Source organism: Aliinostoc sp. HNIBRCY26, assembly GCF_050235535.1.
Classification (GTDB): Bacteria; Cyanobacteriota; Cyanobacteriia; order Cyanobacteriales; family Nostocaceae; genus Trichormus.
On sequence record NZ_CP189852.1, the window covers coordinates 3,192,814 to 3,212,723 of the forward strand.

The 19,910-nt window shown below is 40.4% G+C and carries 17 protein-coding genes; 11 read left to right on the forward strand and 6 right to left on the reverse strand.

What is annotated here, in order from left to right:
* Nucleotides 1–7 precede the first annotated feature (7 nt).
* Nucleotides 8–1,084: a glycosyltransferase family 4 protein gene (locus tag ACQFX9_RS13640; RefSeq protein WP_427162492.1), complete on the forward strand. Its 1,077-nt coding sequence runs from the start codon at nt 8–10 to the stop codon at nt 1,082–1,084.
* A 10-nt stretch (nt 1,085–1,094) separates the two neighbouring features.
* Here ACQFX9_RS13640 and ACQFX9_RS13645 read toward each other — a convergent pair whose 3' ends face one another.
* Nucleotides 1,095–1,931 (reverse strand): zinc-dependent peptidase, encoded by an 837-nt coding sequence (locus ACQFX9_RS13645; RefSeq protein WP_427162493.1) that lies wholly within the window; start codon nt 1,929–1,931, stop codon nt 1,095–1,097.
* A gap of 159 nt (nt 1,932–2,090) precedes the next feature.
* Here ACQFX9_RS13645 and ilvA point away from each other — a divergent pair, with 159 nt between their 5' ends.
* The 4 genes from ilvA (at nt 2,091) to ACQFX9_RS13665 (ending at nt 6,015) form a co-directional block, all read left to right on the forward strand.
* Nucleotides 2,091–3,602 (forward strand): threonine ammonia-lyase, biosynthetic, encoded by a 1,512-nt coding sequence (gene ilvA, locus ACQFX9_RS13650; RefSeq protein ID WP_427162494.1) that lies wholly within the window; start codon nt 2,091–2,093, stop codon nt 3,600–3,602.
* Between the two features lie 121 nt (nt 3,603–3,723).
* The gene (locus tag ACQFX9_RS13655; RefSeq protein WP_427162495.1) at nt 3,724–3,849 is read left to right on the forward strand and encodes a hypothetical protein; all 126 of its coding nucleotides are present in this window, start codon (nt 3,724–3,726) and stop codon (nt 3,847–3,849) included.
* The gene (locus ACQFX9_RS13660; protein WP_427162496.1) at nt 3,830–5,254 is read left to right on the forward strand and encodes a hypothetical protein; all 1,425 of its coding nucleotides are present in this window, start codon (nt 3,830–3,832) and stop codon (nt 5,252–5,254) included. Before ACQFX9_RS13655 ends, ACQFX9_RS13660 begins: the two co-directional genes overlap by 20 nt.
* Nucleotides 5,255–5,517: 263 nt before the next feature.
* Nucleotides 5,518–6,015, forward strand: a complete 498-nt coding sequence (locus tag ACQFX9_RS13665; protein ID WP_427162497.1) for a hypothetical protein — start codon at nt 5,518–5,520, stop codon at nt 6,013–6,015.
* Nucleotides 6,016–6,164: 149 nt separating this feature from the next.
* Here ACQFX9_RS13665 and ACQFX9_RS13670 read toward each other — a convergent pair whose 3' ends face one another.
* The gene (locus tag ACQFX9_RS13670) at nt 6,165–6,440 is read right to left on the reverse strand and encodes a DUF5132 domain-containing protein (RefSeq protein WP_103137711.1); all 276 of its coding nucleotides are present in this window, start codon (nt 6,438–6,440) and stop codon (nt 6,165–6,167) included.
* A gap of 256 nt (nt 6,441–6,696) precedes the next feature.
* Between ACQFX9_RS13670 and ACQFX9_RS13675 the strand changes: the two genes are divergently transcribed.
* The 3 genes from ACQFX9_RS13675 to ACQFX9_RS13685 all read left to right on the forward strand — a co-directional run bounded on the left by ACQFX9_RS13675 (nt 6,697) and on the right by ACQFX9_RS13685 (nt 10,390).
* Nucleotides 6,697–9,597, forward strand: a complete 2,901-nt coding sequence (locus tag ACQFX9_RS13675; RefSeq protein ID WP_427162498.1) for a COR domain-containing protein — start codon at nt 6,697–6,699, stop codon at nt 9,595–9,597.
* Nucleotides 9,598–9,713: 116 nt separating this feature from the next.
* Nucleotides 9,714–10,193 carry a type II toxin-antitoxin system VapC family toxin gene (locus ACQFX9_RS13680; protein WP_427162499.1) on the forward strand — a complete coding sequence of 160 codons (480 nt, stop codon included), beginning with the start codon at nt 9,714–9,716 and terminating at the stop codon, nt 10,191–10,193.
* Between the two features lie 11 nt (nt 10,194–10,204).
* Nucleotides 10,205–10,390 carry a hypothetical protein gene (locus tag ACQFX9_RS13685; RefSeq protein ID WP_427162500.1) on the forward strand — a complete coding sequence of 62 codons (186 nt, stop codon included), beginning with the start codon at nt 10,205–10,207 and terminating at the stop codon, nt 10,388–10,390.
* Nucleotides 10,391–10,415: 25 nt separating this feature from the next.
* On the opposite strand, the gene ACQFX9_RS13690 is transcribed toward ACQFX9_RS13685, so the two are convergent.
* The gene (locus tag ACQFX9_RS13690) at nt 10,416–12,101 is read right to left on the reverse strand and encodes a pseudouridine synthase (protein WP_427162876.1); all 1,686 of its coding nucleotides are present in this window, start codon (nt 12,099–12,101) and stop codon (nt 10,416–10,418) included.
* 124 nt (nt 12,102–12,225) lie between these two features.
* Nucleotides 12,226–13,497 (reverse strand): glycoside hydrolase family 10 protein, encoded by a 1,272-nt coding sequence (locus ACQFX9_RS13695; RefSeq protein ID WP_427162501.1) that lies wholly within the window; start codon nt 13,495–13,497, stop codon nt 12,226–12,228.
* 621 nt (nt 13,498–14,118) lie between these two features.
* Here ACQFX9_RS13695 and ACQFX9_RS13700 point away from each other — a divergent pair.
* On the forward strand, nt 14,119–15,453 hold the full coding sequence (locus tag ACQFX9_RS13700) for an IS701 family transposase (RefSeq protein ID WP_427162502.1): 1,335 nt from the start codon (nt 14,119–14,121) through the stop codon (nt 15,451–15,453).
* A 170-nt stretch (nt 15,454–15,623) separates the two neighbouring features.
* Here ACQFX9_RS13700 and ACQFX9_RS13705 read toward each other — a convergent pair whose 3' ends face one another.
* Complete coding sequence (locus ACQFX9_RS13705) at nt 15,624–16,331, reverse strand: alternative oxidase (protein WP_236142112.1); 708 nt, start codon at nt 16,329–16,331, stop codon at nt 15,624–15,626.
* 389 nt (nt 16,332–16,720) lie between these two features.
* Between ACQFX9_RS13705 and speB the strand changes: the two genes are divergently transcribed.
* Nucleotides 16,721–17,758: an agmatinase SpeB gene (gene speB / locus ACQFX9_RS13710; RefSeq protein WP_427162503.1), complete on the forward strand. Its 1,038-nt coding sequence runs from the start codon at nt 16,721–16,723 to the stop codon at nt 17,756–17,758.
* Between the two features lie 100 nt (nt 17,759–17,858).
* Here the strand turns inward: speB and ACQFX9_RS13715 are convergent, their stop codons facing one another.
* On the reverse strand, nt 17,859–19,208 hold the full coding sequence (locus tag ACQFX9_RS13715) for a cysteine desulfurase-like protein (RefSeq protein WP_427162504.1): 1,350 nt from the start codon (nt 19,206–19,208) through the stop codon (nt 17,859–17,861).
* Between the two features lie 324 nt (nt 19,209–19,532).
* Here ACQFX9_RS13715 and ACQFX9_RS13720 point away from each other — a divergent pair, with 324 nt between their 5' ends.
* Nucleotides 19,533–19,877: a hypothetical protein gene (locus tag ACQFX9_RS13720; protein ID WP_427162505.1), complete on the forward strand. Its 345-nt coding sequence runs from the start codon at nt 19,533–19,535 to the stop codon at nt 19,875–19,877.
* Nucleotides 19,878–19,910 lie beyond the last annotated feature (33 nt).

Sequence of the window (19,910 nt, forward strand, 5' to 3'; positions counted from 1 at the left end):
TATATTTATGGAACAAATCACATCAATTTTTCTACCCCGTGTAGATGGGAATCCGTATCAAGAGCAATTAATTGATAACTTGAGAAAAATCGGTTTAAAAGTAGAGATCCAACAGCCGCTTTCCTCGTCTACTTTTTTCTTTCCGATGGTGATTAAACATTGGAAACCAGATATTCTACATTTACATTGGTTAGAACCATCATGTATTTCGACAAATGGGTTTTTATCTCTGCTGAAATCAGTCGCTTTTCTCATCCAGTTAGCCATACTTAAAATAATTGGTGTTAAGCTAGTATGGACTGTACATAACCTCAAAAATCATGATAATTTAAATCTATTTTTAAACAATTTATGTACTAAAACAGTTATCAAGTTCGCTGATGCAATTATTACTCACTGCGAAGCCGCACAAGAGGAGTTAATTAAAACCTTTGAGATTAAACATAAAGATAAACTCTTTGTAGTTCCACATGGCAATTATGTAGAGTGGTACGAAAATAAAATTAGTCGAGAAGCCGCCAGAGGAGAATTAAATATAAAAGATTCTGAAACTGTATTTTTATTTCTGGGTTTAATTCGTCCCTATAAAGGAGTTCCAGAATTAATTGAGACATTTCAGAAATTGAATGGTGAAAATATTAGATTAGTGATTGCTGGTAAAATTAATAGCCAAGATGCAGATTTAACTGACTTAATTCAACAGAAAATCGCTGATGATCAACGCATTAATTTTATTCCTGGTTATATAGAACCGGAAAAAATTCAAGTATATATGAATGCTGCTGATGTCGTTGTCTTTCCTTACCGAGATATTTTGACATCTGGTGCAGTTATGTTAGCTATGTCCTTTGGAAAAGCTTGCATTGCTCCCCGTAAAGGCTGTTTAGGAGAAGTGTTAGATAATCAAGGGGCATTTTTATATAATTTATCTGATGAAAATGGCTTGCTTAAAGCTATGAATCAGACACTAGATAAATCAAAAACAATACTAGAAATGGGTCAACATAATCAACAATTAGCTGCAAAATATAGCTGGAAGAATATCGCAGAATTAACTTTAGAAGTATATCTTTCTTGTCTTTAGGCTTACAAAATTATTCACCGAAAAATCGCATTGCCGCCGTATCTAATTGATAATAATTTTGTAATAGCTCATAAAGCAACGGATGATTCTGCTGTAACTGCTGCGGCTTTTCAAAAAAAGTCTCCGTCGCCACAGCAAAAAATTCGGCGGGATTAATTGCACCATAACTATCAATTGCAGTCTTCATACCTTGCTGTACACTCTGACAAAGTTGTTGATATTCTGCTGTCATCACCCTAGACCAAATTGCATAATCTGACTGATGTCGCAAAATAGGAACACCCTCAGCTTTACCATCTTCTTGGTCTAACTGATGAGCAAATTCATGCAGCACCACATTACGCCCATCTTGCCAATTTTGTGTATCTTGTTGCACTTGTTGCCAAGATAATATTAATTGGTCTTTAGTCCATGATTCTCCTAATCTCGCATCACGTCTTTCTGTAACAATATAATTATCAACTGCTACAGTTTGATCCACAAAATAAGTGCTGGGATAAATCAAAATCGACTGTAATTTAGGAAAGTATTCACCCCTTTCATTGAGTAGGAGTAAACAAGCGACAGCCGCAATCATAATTTTCATTTCTTCTGTCACCTGCAATCCTTGACAGCCAATGAATTGTTTTTCTGATAAAAATACTTGTATATGTCCTTGAAGTCGTCGCCGTTCCGCAGGAGAAAGACAAAGATAAATTGGTAAATTATTTTCTATAACAGCATTCCACAACGGCGGAAATTGACGCTTTTGCAGGCGATTTCTGCGGTTTTTCGTGAGTATTGGACTCAGTAATATTCCCGCAAGAATCAGCCCAATGAGGATAAAAATAACAATTGCCTGTACCATTGATAATCAGTGATCGCTCTTCTTTAGCTTACTCAAATCTCATCCAGTAGGAGAATAATTGGCGAAGTGGGTACGCCAACACCAATAATCTTCAAAGTATTGGGACAAACTTAACGTAGAATTAATATTCATCTAGCCCTTGCTCATTCCATCTACCCCATGCTTTGCGACTACCTAGTACAAATACTGACTGCTCGCGTATACGAAGTTGCTCAAGAATCGCCTTTAGAATATGCCCCGAATCTTTCTGCCAGACTGAATAATCAAATCCTGTTGAAACGGGAAGATATGCAGTCTGTATTTTCCTTTAAGTTGCGCGGTGCGTATAACAAGATGGCCAGCCTCCCGCCAGATTTACTGGCACAGGGTGTCATTGCGGCTTCTGCGGGTAATCATGCCCAAGGCGTAGCTTTAGGTGCGCGGCAGTTAGGCACAAGGGCTATCATCGTCATGCCTGTAACTACACCCCAAGTCAAAGTAGACGCAGTCAAAGCGCGAGGCGGAGAGGTGGTTTTGCATGGCGATACCTATGATGATGCCTACGCCTATGCTAGACAATTGGAAGCAGAAAAGGGTTTAACCTTCATTCATCCCTTTGATGATCCTCATGTCATCGCGGGACAGGGTACTATAGGTATGGAAATTCTCCGGCAACACCAACAGCCGATTCATGCAATATTTGTGGCTATTGGTGGCGGTGGCTTGATTGCTGGTATTGCTGCTTACGTCAAACGTCTGCGTCCCGAAATCAAAATTATTGGTGTAGAACCGGTAGATGCTGACGCTATGCACCAGTCATTAAAAGCCGGAAAACGATTGCGGTTATCTCAAGTCGGTTTATTTGCTGACGGGGTAGCAGTGCGGGAAGTCGGCGAAGAAACCTTCCGTCTGTGTCAAGAATATGTAGATGAAATTATTTTGGTGGATACAGATGACACCTGTGCTGCCATTAAAGATGTATTTGAAGATACACGCTCTATTTTAGAACCTGCCGGAGCATTAGCGATCGCAGGCGCAAAAGCCTATGTAGAACGGGAACAAATCCAAGACAAAACCCTCATCGCCGTCGCCTGCGGTGCGAATATGAATTTTGACCGTTTGCGCTTTGTTGCCGAACGTGCCGAATTTGGTGAACGCCGCGAAGCTATCTTTGCAGTCACCATCCCCGAAACCCCAGGAAGTCTGCATAAATTTTGTGAATGTATCGGCAGACGTAACTTAACTGAGTTTAACTATCGCATTGCAGATGAAAAAATAGCCCATATTTTCGTCGGGATGCAAATCCAAAACCGCGCCGATAGACTCAAAATGGTAGAAACCTTTGAGAATTGCGGTTTTGCCACCCTCGATTTAACTGATGATGAACTGACAAAACTGCATCTGAGACACATGGTTGGCGGACATTCACCCCTAGCCCACAATGAACTACTCTATCGCTTCGAGTTCCCCGAACGTCCCGGCGCGTTAATGAAATTTGTGGCTTCCATGAGTCCCAATTGGAATATTAGTATGTTCCACTACCGCAACAATGGCGCAGATTACGGACGCATTGTCGTCGGAATGCAAGTCCCGCCCCAGGAAATGACAGAATGGCAAGCATTTTTAGATACCCTTGGCTATCAATATTGGGATGAAAGCCAAAATCCGGCGTATAAATTGTTTTTGGGATGATACAAGGGGATGGGGCATGGGGTATTGTATTGTTCTTCCCTACGCCCCTGAATCTTTTCGCGAATTTGGAGAGGGGTTTTTACAATTTATAGAACTTAGGTTATCGCACTGATTCGACTCTGTGAACAATAATATCAATGATGGCGATCGCAATTCACATCCAGATAATATAGTGCTAAATTTTACGCTAAGTCTACAATCAGCACAAAAATCTCTGGTAACTCAAAATGTATCAGCCGCAACATAGAACATCGAAAAGTGCTGCAAATAACTCGGAAACAACAACAAATCAATTTGCACCGCGTCCGTTTGTTATTCAGACTCAAACAGAGAAAACCGCAGATACAACCCCTAAAACCCAGTTAAAATCAACGACAAGCAACCCATTCCTGAATCTGAGCATTTTTGCCCCTGGTTCTGTAACTCCACCACCACCTAGCATTCAGACAAAACTGACTATCAGTCAGCCTACAGATCAGTATGAACGAGAGGCGGATACAGTAGCAGAGGAAGTATTACAAAGAATTCACGCACCGCAGACTTACAGTTTACAGCGTCGGGAAAATTCATCACCAGAAAACTGGGCAATCAGTATAATTAACAGAGCCATCCTCAGTAGAGATATTGACCCCAATCAAGTTAAAAATGGCACGACTAAAATTAATCCGCAAGATATTAGCTTAGAAGAAATCGGACATGGTTTGATTTATAACGACTCCTTGACTGACCAAGATAAAGTCTGGCTGAGGGAACAAGGATTTCAAGAACAATGGTTTCCAGATGGAAAGGTTACTAATGCAGGTAGCGGCTTAAATTACGGATTATTATTACCCACGGCTGAAGGATTAGCGGCAGGAAAACACCCTATATTAGCATTCCGAGGGACAAGTGATTTAGCTACAGTTTGGCAAGATTTGGATCTCAATTCTCCTGGACACGGGGGAATTCAGCAAATCCTCACAGGGTTTTCTGTCAGTTATGTCAAGGGTATAGTGGCGCAATCAGGCAAATTAGATGTTACAGGCCATAGCTTAGGCGGCGCATTAGCTCAACATTTTGTGGGGACTTTTCCCGATTTAGTCAGACGGTTAGTGACATTTCAATCGGCTGCGCCCAATGCTAAACAATATCACCAGAATATAGAAGCCCTCCCAGAAGATGCTAGACCGGAGGTAGTTCATCACATTGCCAAAGGCGATATTGTAGACCTAGCAGGAGGAGAACACCTTAAAGGTACGTTCTTTGAACATGATCTAGAAACATCTGGACTAGCTTCTGTATCTACCCTCGCCAGAATTAAACAAGCCCATACTTCCCAATTATTAAATACTGAAGATATTGTGGGCGGAGGTGGTCAAGGTCGCCATACTCAAAATATTAAAGTCACAGAAAATGCTACTCGTCCTTACACCAAATCCAGATTAGTAGAAGCCGGACGGATGATGGCCTTAAATAAAGGTACATTTGTGGCTGGAGGCCTGTTAGCTGGTGCGGCGGGATTAGCAGGAACAGCCGTAGAAGTTCCCACCAGATTAGCTTACAAGGGTTTGACTGCTACAGGTAATGCGATCGCCAGTGGTGCATCCTCGCTATATAACACCGTGACTAATTTCTTCTCTGGGAAGAACCAAAAATCAGATAATTCCAACTAAAATCATAATTCATCACTGATTTATGCCAAAACCCAATTCGTTCGTAGTAATACCAATTCTCCAAAATTAAGCAACAGATGCAAAGCTGGAAACCCAGATGGTATCTGACTTTCTGAATTGCGTTAGCGTAGCGGGACGTTAGTCCATTGCGAATTGCGAATTGCGAATTGGTATAAGGGCTTTAGCCCTTGAGCTTTTCAGACAGCAACAGGGAAGAAAAAGAGAGGATTTTGCATACTTAATCACAACCCATCAATATATTTATGAGCAATGAAACAGTGGTATATGAGCGACATTTCATTGAAAAACTAGGGTTTTCCGTAGAAATCCCTAACAATTGGCAAAAAATCGAGAATTATCCCTTTATGGGTGCAGGAACAGAGGGATACTTTTATCCTACAAATTTAGCCCATGATCCCCAAATCTTTTTCAACAAAACTGTATTAAAACTAAGAAAACAAATTGATAACTTCTTTGAGACATTCGCTGATCAATTAATGCAATCTGCATTAAAAAACCTAGCCTCAGAGCAGTTTGAAATTATTACTCAAATCCACTCAAAGATTGATGATTTTCCAGCCAGAATTGATGTATTTGTTTTTCAGTCCCCTAATTTTGAAGTTCCAGTTACACAATATCAAGTCTGTTGGCAAAATCATCAAACTCTGTATGCGTTAGTTGGCATGGTTGAATCAACCCAAGAATTAGAATATCTACCCATTTTTGAAACAGTAGCCGCATCAATTCGCTATCAAGCTTAGAGATGAATCAGAATTTAACGGTAAGGCCTACTTAAATTATGCAGCTACCAGAGCGATCGCTGTTCTTAAGCACCGTCCAAACACAAATTAACCAACTTAACCATATTCTTCCTTCTCCTCTGCCCCCTGCTCCCTGCCCCCCTGCCTAACTAAACATCCGTAGGTTGAGCCGATTTCATCCGTTCTTCACCCACTTCCGCCTTAGCTTCTGCGATGATATCTTCCCAGTTGTCGCGCAATTCTTCTAAAGCCTCTTTATTATTTTCATAAAGAGCCAGGCCTTTTTTAACCACCGCTTTAGCTATTGGTCTACCAACACTACCGATAACTGGCAAGAATATGGGTAAAAGAATTATCCCCACAATCCCCGTAACGCCTAAGCCTTCCGTTAAATCTCCAAGGTCGGGTAAAAGCTTAACTGACATAGTGATTTTTCCTCCCTTGTTGTACTTAAACTTATTTTAATGCAAATATCACTATTCAAACTGGGTGTTGAAGCATTATGCAATGTAATGTAACTTTTTCGTAACTGAAAAATTATTGTGTAAAAGATATTTAACAAACTTTGCAAATCAAACCGGAAATCTTGATACAGCGAAATCCCACTAGAACTATTGCAACAGTTTATACGCGCTACATTATTATTGAGCTATATTTTACTGATGCGATCGCTCCTTTCCTATGACTAATGAAGAACTGCTGCGAATTATTGAGCAAGCTGCTAAAGACAAAGTTACGGAACTAGACCTTTCTAACAAAAACATAACAACACTACCACCAGAAATCGGGACACTTTTCAATCTGCGATCACTTGACCTCTGGAATAATCAACTGAGGAATCTGCCAGCAGAAATTGTCGAACTACAAAATCTGCGATCACTATACCTCTGGAATAATCAACTGAATAGTCTGCCACCGGAAATTGTTCAACTGACCCACCTGCAATCGCTTAACCTCAGTAGTAATCAACTGAGCAGTCTGCCACCGGAAATTGTTCAACTGACCCATCTCCAATCGCTCAACCTCAGCAGTAATCAACTGAGCAGTCTGCCACCGGAAATTGTTCAACTGACCCACCTGCAATCGCTTAACCTTTACAATAATCAACTGAGTAGTCTGCCATCAGAATTTGGACAACTGGTTAATCTACAATCACTCAACCTCTACAACAATCAACTGAGCAGTTTGCCACCAGAGTTTGGACAATTAGTCAGCCTGCAATCACTTTACCTCAGCAGTAATAACCTAAGTAGTCTGCCACCGGAATTTGGACAACTGGTTAATCTACAATCACTCAACCTCTACAACAATCAACTGAGCAGTCTTCCACCAGAATTTGGACAACTGGTTAATTTACAATCACTCAACCTCTACAACAATCAACTGAGCAGTCTTCCACCAGAATTTGGACAATTAGTCAACCTACGATCACTCTACCTCCACAGTAATCAACTGAGCAGTTTGCCACCGGAATTTGGAAAACTGGTCAACCTGCAATCTCTCTACCTTCAACATAATCGATTAAACAATCTGCCACCGGAATGTGGACAATTAGTCAACCTGCAATCTCTCGAACTTGATGGTAATACTATTGAGTCGCCTCCACCAGAAATACTGAATAGAGGAATAGAAGCTATTCTAAATTTTTGCAGACAACAAATGACACAAAAGACTGATCACCTGTACGAAGCAAAATTACTTATACTAGGAGAAGGTGGCGCAGGTAAAACCACTCTAACTGAAAAAATTCAAAATCCTGTTTATCAACTACAAAAAAATGAAAAATCTACAGAGGGAATTGATATAGTTCAGTGGAAATTCTTGTTAGAAAACGGGAATATATTTCAGATTAATATATGGGATTTTGGAGGACAAGAAATTTACCACGCCACTCACCAATTCTTCCTGACCAAACGTTCTCTTTACACCTTAGTTGCAGATACTCGTAAAGAAGATACTGATTTTTATTATTGGTTGAATGTAGTAGAACTACTAAGTGATAATAGCCCATTGCTTGTTATCAAAAATGAAAAACAAGACCGTAAAAGAGAAATTAATGAGCGAGATTTACGGGCTAATTTTACCAACTTTAAAGAAACACTCTCTACCAACTTAGCTACAAATCGTGGATTGCCAGAAATTTTAACTAAAATCAAACACTACATTAGTAACTTACCCCACATAGGCACAGAACTTCCGAAAAATTGGGTTGAAGTCCGCAAAACTTTAGAAGGTGATGAACGTCAGTATATTACTTTAGAAGAATATTTAAATCTTTGCCAAAAACATGGATTTACCAAACGAGAAGATAAACTCCTACTTAGCGGTTATCTACATGATTTAGGTGTATGCCTTCATTTTCAAGATGATGACTTACTGAGAAAAACCGTAATTCTCAAACCTACTTGGGGTACAGATGCAGTTTATAAAGTATTAGACAACCCAGAAGTAATTAAAAACTTAGGTAGATTTAGCCGCGACGATTTAGCAAACATTTGGCATGAAGATAAATATGCTGATATGCGCCCAGAATTGTTGCGGTTAATGATGAAATTTAAGCTTTGTTATGAGATTCCCAGTTCTCCTGGAATTTACATTGCACCTCAATTACTCTCTGCGAATCAACCTGAATACAACTGGGATGAATCTAATAATCTCATCTTGCGCTACAGTTATGACTTTATGCCGAAAGGTATGTTAAGTCGTTTCATTGTGGAAACACATAATTTTATTGAACAACAAACTCTAGTTTGGAAAACTGGTGTTGTTCTCAACAAAGATAAAACACGCGCTGAAGTAATTGAACACTATCATCAACGAGAAATTAAAATTCGCGTTTCAGGCAATCGTAAGAAAGAATTACTATCTAGTGTTATGCACGAACTAGAAAAAATCCATAATTCATATGAACGTCTAAAATATCAAACACTTGTTCCATGTAATTGTGCAAGATGTAAAAACAATCAAAGTCCTCATTCATATCCTTTAAATACACTGCATGACTTTTTAGATGCTCGTCAGGATAAAATCCAATGTCAAAAAGGTTTTGGCATGGTGGATGTCAGAGGACTAGTTGATGATATTTATACAACGGATAAAAATGGGCAACGAATAACATTTGAAACAGTCGATAGAAATCAAGTTTTTATTAGTTATAGTCATCAAGATAGAGAATGGTTACTTAAATTAAATACCCACCTACAAACAATGATTAATCGTCAAAGCTTGGCAGTGTGGCATGATGCAAAAATTAAACCTGGCTCGGAGTGGCGTAAAGAAATTGAAAGGGCTATGGCTGCTGCTAAAGTAGCTGTATTAATGGTAAGCCCTAACTTTTTAGCATCAGATTTCATTTACAAAAATGAGTTACCCCCTTTATTGGAAGCTGCTGAAGCTAAAGGGCTAACAATTATCTGGATACCATTAAGTTTTTGTCTCTACGAAGAAACAGAAATTGCTAAATACCAAGCAGCGCATAACCCACAACAACCTTTAAAAAGCCTGAGTGAATCAGAACAAGATGCTGCATTAGTGGAAATCTGTAAAAAGATTAAAACGGCGTTTCAGTCTGCAAATGACTAAACATTTTATATTTCAATAATATGCCTACCTACTTAATTAAAAGAATTATGCCGCAAAGTCTCAAGACAAAGCTCAAATGCTGTAGGATGATTACAAAATAGATTTTACCAAGTCCTGTGAAGGAAACCGTTTATATTGAAACCAGTATTTTAGGATACTTGACTGCCAGATTGACAGATAACTTGATTCTGGCGGCAAATATAAAAATTACGCAAGATTGGTGGAATGTTCGCCGTGGTTTTTTTGTGCTTTATGCTTCTGAGATTGTAGAGGATGAAGCGGCTAGGGGAGATACAGCGATCGCATCTCAAAGACTGAATTTACTACAATCCTTGACTTTTCTGGATTTAACAGAAGAAGCTATGGAACTTGCACAAGAATTTTTGCAGCAAAGCAATTTACCACCCAAAGCCGCTAATGATGCGTTACACATAGCACTTGCCACCGTTTATGGTTTGGATTACTTGCTAACATGGAACTGTAAGCATATGGCAAATGCCCAAATCCAACGCAAACTATCACAGATTAGCTCTGGACTGGGATACGATTTACCCGTTATCTGTACACCTTATGAGTTAATGGGATTTGATTCTTGAGGAAAATAAATATGTATGAGGACGATATCGTCAAAGAAATCCATAAGTACAGAGAGGAATATGCTAAGTCCTTAAACTATGACCTAAAAGCTATATTTAGTGATCTACGCCAAAAGCAAATTGTTAGTGGACACGAAGTTGTGAAACTTCCCATCAAGCGACGTTATCCCCAAAAACCACAACCAACAGCATCATAGACTGTTTACGAGCATAGTAAAAAGATTAAAACGGCGTTTCAGCCTGTAAATGAATAGTCGCTTGGGTGTGGGGATGCTGAAAGCGGAGTTCTTTGGCGTGTAAGTGTAAGCGACTCACCCCAGCATTGCAACCATACAAGCGATCGCCTAATATCACAACTCCCAATCCTACCAAAGCATGAACTCGCAATTGATGGGTGCGTCCGGTTAATGGTTCAAACTCCACACGGGTATAATTCCCTTCTCTCCCCATCACCCGAAAGCGCGTCACGCTGGGTTTACCAAGTTCCCAATTAACTTGCTGGTAAGGTCGATTTTCGGGATTTCCCCACAATGGTAATTCAATTACACCCTCATCTTTGGTGACAACCCCTGCAAGTATCGCCTCATAAACCTTGTGGACTTGTCGCTGTTGGAATTGCTGGCTAAGTTGGCGATATGTTGGTAAATCACGCGCTAGCAAGAGAATTCCAGAGGTTTCTTGATCTAAGCGATGTACAGCCGTTAAATTATCGCCATCCGCTAAGGAATTACGCAAGCGACTAATGACGCTATCTTGAGTTTCTAGATAGCGTCCAGGGACAGAAAGTAAACCAGGGGGTTTGTTGACAGCAATTAAATATTCGTCTTCGTAGATAGTTTTGACCTCTCCCCAAACCCCTCCCCTACAAGGGCAGGGGCTTAAAACTCCCCCTTCCTTTGTAGGGAAGGGGGTAGGGGGGTTAGGTTTCAAACCAGACAATAAAAACCCCATCAACGGCTGACAACGTTCAGCACAAGCACCATAAAATTCTCCCTGCACTTTATCTTGATGGGATGTTCCCCACCAAAATTCTGCCATTGCTAGGGGTTTGAGTCCGTGGGTAGCGGCGTAGTGGAGTAACTTCGGCGCGCAACAGTCGCCTGTCCCTGTGGGTAAACCATTAGGCATTAATTGCTGTAATGATAAAGATTGCCCTAAAAAATTCATCAGGGAGTAAGCCGCGTGCATTTGTGTTTGTAATTGTCGAGATATGGCTTTACGCTTTTGCTTTAGTTCCTGAATGCGTGTATCTGCTGTTGCGATCGCCATTTTTAATGTTGCTAAAGTCACATCACGCTGGCGTTTGAGGTGGCGGCGTTCTATCCCCTGTTGGCGGCTTTCCTTATCTAATTGCGTTAAGGCTAAAGTTAAAGCTTCTCCTGTGAGTGTATCGGAAAGTTGCTGGCGTTGTTGCTGACGTTGCTGTTTAGAATGAGAATGGCGATCGCTCATGATTTGCAACTGTTGGGCAAATTCCTGGGATAATCTCTCATACTCCTGTCTGGCGGGTAATTGCTGGAGGCTAATTAATTCTTGCTTAATTGCTGCCAATTCAGCTAAAGTTTGGGCTTCTTGTAATGCTACCTGTTCCCTCCCTGGAATCGGTGGAACCCAACCATCAACTACACTTTCACCATTGAGTAAACCAGAAAAAGCCTTTAATACTTGCTGTTCCCCCGTGGGTGACTCCACCAACAACACACCATACATTTTCCCCTCACGGGAATAACGCTCATCTTCGGCTAATTGTTGCATTAAACCACAGGCGATCGCTTCTACAAAAGATGTGCGCGGAAGTCTGAGTAAATCACCAGTTTGCAGACAACGCCCCTCATACCAATAACGAGGGGATTGATCAGTATTATTCCAATCAGAGTCTATAAAATCTGCAAGTCGATGTGAAAGCATTGACACTAAGGAACAAGGATTAGGAAAACAGAGGGAGCAGAGGAGGACAATCCCAGTCCCCAGCGATGCACTGAGCTTGTCGAAGTGTCCCCAGTCCCCAGTCCCTAATCCCCAATCCCTCTTGCTAATCCACCCTAGCACGCAACGCCGGATAGGGGAACAAGGCTTGGAATCCTGCTTGACGCTCATCTAAAGATTCTGAAGAGTAGTTCCACATACTACTGTAGTAGAAGAAGGCTACCCCTAAGCCTCGTTGCTGGGTGGCTCGGACTTGAGACTTAATTTGTTGGATGGGAACAGGATTATTTCGTAAACCTGTCATCACCCCAATTGCGGTGGGAATGGTTTTTTGGGCTTCTTGAATTTCGGGACGGGAAATATTAGCCACAAAACTTTGCAAATCAGGACGGTAAACTTGCACAATTAACTCATCTATCAAGCCTTTTCTTAACCAAGCCAGCCAATCTTGTAGCTGAAACTTGTAAGCAAAATCATAGTAATTAGGCGAGACAGAAAAAATTACATTGGGTTTTCTGGCTTTAACGGCTTGATTTAGTTGAGTCATGAATGCAGTAATTTTATCAGCTCGCCAGCGCAACCAATTGGGGTCTTGGGGATTAGCGGGAGGACTTTTCTTCGTTTCTTGGGTGTAGAGAGCAATGGTGTAGCGATCGTAGCCAAACTCATGAGGTAAACTCATGTGATCATCAAACTGAATTCCGTCAACATCATAGTTACTGACAATTTCTAAAACTAGATCACTGATTAACTTCTGAACCTGGGGATGAAAAGGATTTAGCCATACTACTTCCCCAGCCGCACTCATCGAAGTCTTGCCACCATTACGTTTTTGTGTCAACCATTCTGGATGATTCACCGCTAGTTCTGATGTGGGAGGAGCCATAAACCCAAACTCAAACCAAGCATTCGCCAACAAACCCCGACGATGGGCTTGGTTAACTACATCTGCTAAAATGTCGTGTCCATCTGAGCCACGAAAAACAAAAGGTTGAATACCAGCCTTTTGCGCCACAGCACTGGGATACATCACATAACCAGAATTCCACACCACAGGATAAACAGTATTAAAGTTCATTTCCTGGAGTTGATTCATCGCCTCTTGGACTTGGCGACGATCCTTGAGGATATTAAAATCATTATTCGTCAACCAAACGCCACGAATTTCTTGACGTGGTAATTGGGCAAGTACAGGAGTGAAATTACTCACCAACAAGACTGTAACAAAGGATATGATAGCCAAGATGGGGAAAAAGCGTCTTAGTTGGAGATTTCGCCGCCAAACTTGGCTAAAGAACATAAGTTTTACAGGTTTTAATGATGTGTGAATCAACGCAACACACCATTGCCAAATTTTGCAGTGTAATTTACTAGCCATACAGTCTAAAAGTTTGGATGCTGAATAAAGAATCGATTGATATTGATTTTTCAGTAGAGCGCGCCAAATTTTTGCATCAGGCTAACTGACGCATACTTAGTAAGGAAAGTATAGTAGATGCTGTTAATGTTAATTGGTGTATGATGAACTGTTCTTTGTAATAGTCATCAATCAATCACTTGGATGTTACCATGTTATGGCTAATAGCTCAAATAATACTTAAGGTAGATGTAAATTAAATAACTTTATTGTGAAGATAGAAAATTTTTTTAGAGAGATTGAGTCAGTAATCACCGCAGGTGAGTGATGAGTGCTGAGTAATGAGTGGTGAGTGCTGAGTAATGAGTAATAAGTAATGAGTAATGAGTAATGAGTAGTGAGTGCTGGGTTGAGAAATAAACTCTACCTTGTCTAATACCAATTCATGAAAAGAATGAAACAGATGCGTAGGTTGGGTTGAACGAAGTGAAACCCAAAAACCACAAGACTTTGAGGTGTTGGGTTTCGTTCCTCAACCCAACCTACATTTGCATCATATTTTTTGTGAAATGGTATAACCCCTCTTTTGTTACTACGGGGAAAGTATAATCAGGAAGAAAGCAGACAAAGCAAGTAAGAGGAATGGTTACAGCGCGTAGACAGCCAGTAAGCACAGTGGCATTCATAGATAACTATTGCCAGCACTATTATTCAGTATTTGAGGATGTGAGGCATTTTGAAGCATTCAAATTCTTACATTTGGGCATACTTTCAGAAATTAAGAGAAAAACTCTGCCAGAAATAGCTAAAACAGTGGGGCTAAAAGATAGCCAAACACTACATCATTTCCTGAGAGATGCACTGTGGGATATCAAAAAATTAAGAGAAATAAGGCTATGGTTAACAAAAATGTTTATTGGAGAAAGAGAAATAATTTTATGTATTGACGAAACCGGAGATCAAAAAAAGGGAAAATCAACAGATTATGTGACTAGGCAATATATTGGAAACTTAGGTAAAACAGAGAATGGAATAGTATCCGTAAATGCTTATGGTGTAGTAGATGGAATTACTTATCCTTTAATATTCCAAATATTTAAACCGAAAAATCGCTTAAAAGAAGGGGATAAATATAAGAGCAAACCCCAAATAGCGGTAGAGATTATTCAAGAGTTGAAAGAATGGGGTTTCAAAATTAAATTAGTGTTAGCAGATAGTTTATATGGTGAGAGTGGAGATGTAATTAGATGTTTAGAAAAATTAGAACTAGAGTTTATCGTAGCAATTCGCTCCAATCATGGAGTGTTAATGCCCCCAGGAAGCCGAAAACGTTATAATCGTTGGAAAGCTTATGAGCAAAAGCTTTCACATCGTCAATTAGAAACTCGTTACCTGAGAGAAATTATTTTTGGTCAACGTCGCCGCATCAGATATTACCAAATCAGTAAAGTTAATACACCCGACCCCACTGGAGATGAAAGTTGGTACATCATGACTAATTTATCAATTGATTTGTCACTGAATGTCGCGCAACTTTATAGTTTAAGAAACTGGATTGAATATGGTTTTAAAGAAGTTAAAAATGAACTGGGTTGGGCTGATTTTCGTCTGACTGACTATGAAAGTATTGAACGCTGGTGGGAAATCATTTTTAGTGCTTACCTTTTAGTTAGCATTCAGGCTACTTATTTTCAACTTTATGCCCAAACTCAATCAACATCTAGTTCAGAATCACCTTCATCAATAGACTTTAATATTTATCAATATAGTCAACATCCTAATTGGGAATCTGGTATAACATGGAAGAGTGCTTTAAATAATCTTAGATTGCTCATTCAACCCTATATTTTTTACTGTTTGATTCAACCTTGGCTCACAGTATTTAACATTCCTGGTATGAAGCGTTGCTTTTTGAAATTAATCGACTTTATGAATGATTTTCGCGCTTCTCCAGTCAGTTTCTCTGTTGCTAGTTGAATCTCTTGTCAATTTTTCTTTTCCTAAAGTAACAAAAGAGGGATAACTTCCAGTCCCCAGTCCCCAGTCCCTAGTCCCCAATCCCCAGTCCCCAAACTTGAAAACCCCAGTTTTTTGTATGAAACTGGGGTTATTAGCTAGTATTGAACCACACACGATATGATTGTGAACTACCGAGCAGTGATGGCTTGAGTATTATTTGCTTCTGTGTTGGCGAAAGCTGCGGTTTGAGGTTCGAGGTTATGAGGACTGAGGTAAGCAAGCTTTGTGTCTGGTAATTGACAAGCAATCATGGTTTTAACGTGTTCCATCTCGTCATCACGGATGGCGACAAACACATCATAGAGATTTTCAATTTGTGGACGACGTTCGGCGGGGGTGTGTGCTGTTTGGAATTCGTCAAACATATATAAGTCGCCGTCACGATAATAGAGTCTAGCTACCTCTAGTGCAGGTTTAGCTTTTAATTCTGCTTCGTGAGATGTGAGGAATTTATCATAGCTGTTGTAGGCGTGTTTTTCTACCAACTCCATGAAATGGTAAGCAGCACCAGGAGAGACAATATACAACGCCGTAATAATCCAATAATAAATTAAAGCAGTTGTGCGAGCTAAGAGGCGATCGCCCCAAAATCCAGCACCTCCCAATTCTTCCATAATCAATAGGTGGTGCAATTCATTCCAAGATTCTGCAAAGTGAACCTTCAACCAGTCAGCCTTACGCCATAAACCTAGAGTTTCGTAGAGGTGCAGAACCGAAAGATAAGAAAAATAAGGTACTCTGGCAACAGTTTCTAAAACATAAAAGCGAGGATAAGGGCGATCGCGGTAAATTGTATTAATCACAAAAACTAAGATACCCACAAGTAAGCGAATCATAGTTATTCTCCGTTAAGCATCAACAATTGAATCAGGCTATAATCCTGGATTTTTCGCCTTCATCGTTAAAGCAGTTATAAACAGAAAATTTGAGGAACTTGTGAGGAATGATACTTAAGAGAGGGAACGGGGAACAGGGAACAGGGAACAGAGATAGACTGTAATACTAAATTGGGATAGGTAGTATTGTTTCGATATTCTGGAACAGACTAAGAATCGAGGCTTTTAATCCAAAATCCAAAATTGTTATACCCTGTAAGGTGTCATCGAATTTTGACTATAGGAATCATATTTGATTTCTGCGAAGCTAAGTACACCTCTGTTCCCTGTTCCCTGTTCCCTGTTCCCTACCTACGCAAATAATTTCAATAATCAAGTCGAATTCCTATATGAGTAATCTACTGCAAGACTATAATCCTAGTGGTGTCGGCGAAATTAACGGTAATCTTTTGGGTTTACCGTTTGATTATGAATCTGCAAACTTAATTGTCTTTGCTGTACCTTGGGAAGTTACTGTTTCCTACGGTGCAGGTACAGCCAACGGGCCACAGCGCATTCTTGATGCTTCCATTCAACTGGATTTATTTGACTTTGACAATCCTGAAGGTTGGAAACAAGGAATTTATCTTGTAGAAATTCCTCAAGATATTCTCGAAAAAAATCATTATTATCGTGATTTAGCTGGACAAATTATTGAACGGCTAGCACAAGGAAAAGAACTGACAGATGCACCAGATTTAACACCTGTATTAACTGAAATTAATCAAGCTTCTCAACAGGTGAATCAATGGCTGTTTACCCAGTGTCAGGAAGCAATCAATCGGGGTAAAAAAGTTGCTGTAATTGGTGGTGATCATAGTTCGCCGTTGGGTTATTTCCAAGCTTTGGCTGAAAAATATCCTGATTTTGGCATTCTCCACATAGACGCACACGCTGATTTACGTGATGCCTATGAAGGGTTTGAATTTTCTCACGCTTCCATCATGTTTAATGCGATGAAAATACCGCAGATTTCTAAATTAGTGCAGGTAGGTTTGCGTGATATTTGTCATGATGAAGTTAACATCATTAATGAATCAAATAGTCGCATTGTGGCATATTATGACCCAGCTATTAAACAACAACTCTACTCTGGGAAAACTTGGATAGATTTATGCCAAGAAATCATTAGCCATTTACCAGAATATGTCCATGTTAGTTTTGATGTGGATGGATTAGATCCCAAACTTTGCCCCAATACAGGTACTCCTGTCCCTGGTGGTTTGGAATTAGAGCAAAGTTTTTGTTTGTTTCGAGAACTAGTTAAAAGTGGGCGAAAAATTATTGGCTTCGATGTCTGCGAAGTTGGGGATGATGAGTGGGATGGCAATGTAGGCGCACGAATCGTCTATAAATTAGCGAATTTGACGAATTTGGCTCAAAAATAACATAGGGAATGGGGCATTGGGCATGGAGAGAAAAATTTTTCATTTCTTCCTTGTCTACCTTGTCTCCTCTACACCCCTAAACCCTCACACCCCCACGCCCCTAAATCTCTTTCATTGCTTCCAGTAGTTCCACAATCTCTTCCATCGAGTTGTAATGTACTAGTCCAATTCGCAATAAGCCGCCACTGGTTTCTAAACCTAGTTTTTCTGTTAAGCCAAGGGCATAAAAGTTACCATTCCAGGTGAAAATACCGCGATCGCCTAAATCTTTGGCTATATTTTCGGGGCTTTTCCCTGCGATTCTGATGGCTACTGTGGGTGTGCGCCAGTTAAAGCGATGGGGTTCGGTAATTCCATATATGCTTAAGCCAGGAATTTCTAAGAGTCCCGAAATTAGTTTATGGCTGAGTTCTCTTTCATATTGCTGAATGGCTGACATGGCTGCAACTAAGGCCGCCCGCCGACTATGATAGGCTGAGGCGATCGCATCTGGGTGTTCTGATGTTAAAAAGCGGGGACATTGGAAATGTTCTAAGCCTTCCTTGTCGGCTTCCATCAACGCTTCTACTAATTCATTATTCATAGTTGGCGATACATGACAACCCAATTTTGTCAAGTAATTAATTGCTGCCACTACACCCGCTAATCCTTCATGATTGAGAGTACCGTTTTCCCAACGAGATGGTACTTCATTACTCGCAGGTTTAACTTTATAGGGTTGGAGATTTTCTAGATGCTGGCGTTTACCATACAAAATCCCGACGTGGGGGGCGAAAAATTTGTAAGCGGAACAAGCCAGAAAATCGCAGTCTAAAGCATGAACATTAATCGGGGCGTGGGGTGCATAATGAACAGCATCGACAAACACCCAAGCACCGACAGCATGAGCTAAACGCACGATCGCGGCTAAATCGTTAATTGTCCCTACAGCGTTGGAAGCATAGCTGACGGCTACTAACTTGGTACGGGAATTAATTTGCTGTTCTAAATCGCTCATGTCTAAGGTGCAATCTGTGACATGAATATCTACCACCCGAATAATTGCGCCTTGTTCCTCTAAAGCATACCAAGGAGAAACATTCGCATAATGGTCTAAACGGGTAACAATAATTTCATCACCTGGTTGAATAGTTCGGGCGATCGCTCGACTCAAAGTCAACGTCAAAGTGGTCATATTCGCGCCGAATACCACCTCATCACTACTGCAACCCAAAAAATCTGCGATCGCCACTCTCGCCGCCGTAATCACCGCATCTGTTCGCGCACTGGTAGCAAATGCACCATGAGCATTTGCATTTGACCTCACTAAATAATCACTAATCGCATCTAACACCGCTCCTGGTACTTGTGTCCCACCAGGCCCATCGAAGAATATAGCAGGTTGTCCGTTAATTTTTTGGTTCAGCGCAGGAAACTGTCCGCGAATCCATTTCAGATCCAGAGATTCCATAATCGACTCCTCGGTTAGTAAATTTTTACCCATACCTTGAGCCATAGCTAGGGAATGCAGGTATCAGCATCACCTCGAAAATATCAAATTAATTACTGTTAAAAAAGAGATTATCAATTAAGTAAGCTCAAATCTTAGGAAAACCCTGTTTTGGCTATTGCTCTGGTATCGGAATTCTTTGATACCACAATTCTAACTAAATAGCTATGAGAATGCTGAGTCCATCACTGACGCTGCATAAAAAATCAGCTTCCGACATAGATAGTAAGTGAAGGTGTTAAACAACACTTTACAAACTTCACCACTGAATCTAAGGAAAGTATCATGATTAATCTCGCTCGCACCACCATGATAGGTATGACAATCCTAGCAACTGCCCTAGTTTCTACCGGAGCAATGGCTGGACAACCCCAAGCAGAAGTTATTTCTCGTAACTGTGCTGATGCTGTTCATTCGGCAAATCATACATTAATTAGTTTTCCAGCCCAGACCAATATCCAAAGACCGATCGCACAGCCTGGTGGTGCAACAGAACAGAAAACTTGTGAAACCACTAATGCACCTGCTACCAATAGCCAGGGAGAAAACGGAACTAATCGCTGCACAACTTGCACCTACTCTTCTAATAATCTTGTCACCTTCAAGTGTATTTTTATTAAACCGAAGTAGAAAAGTGTCAATATTTGTACTGGGGATGACGCA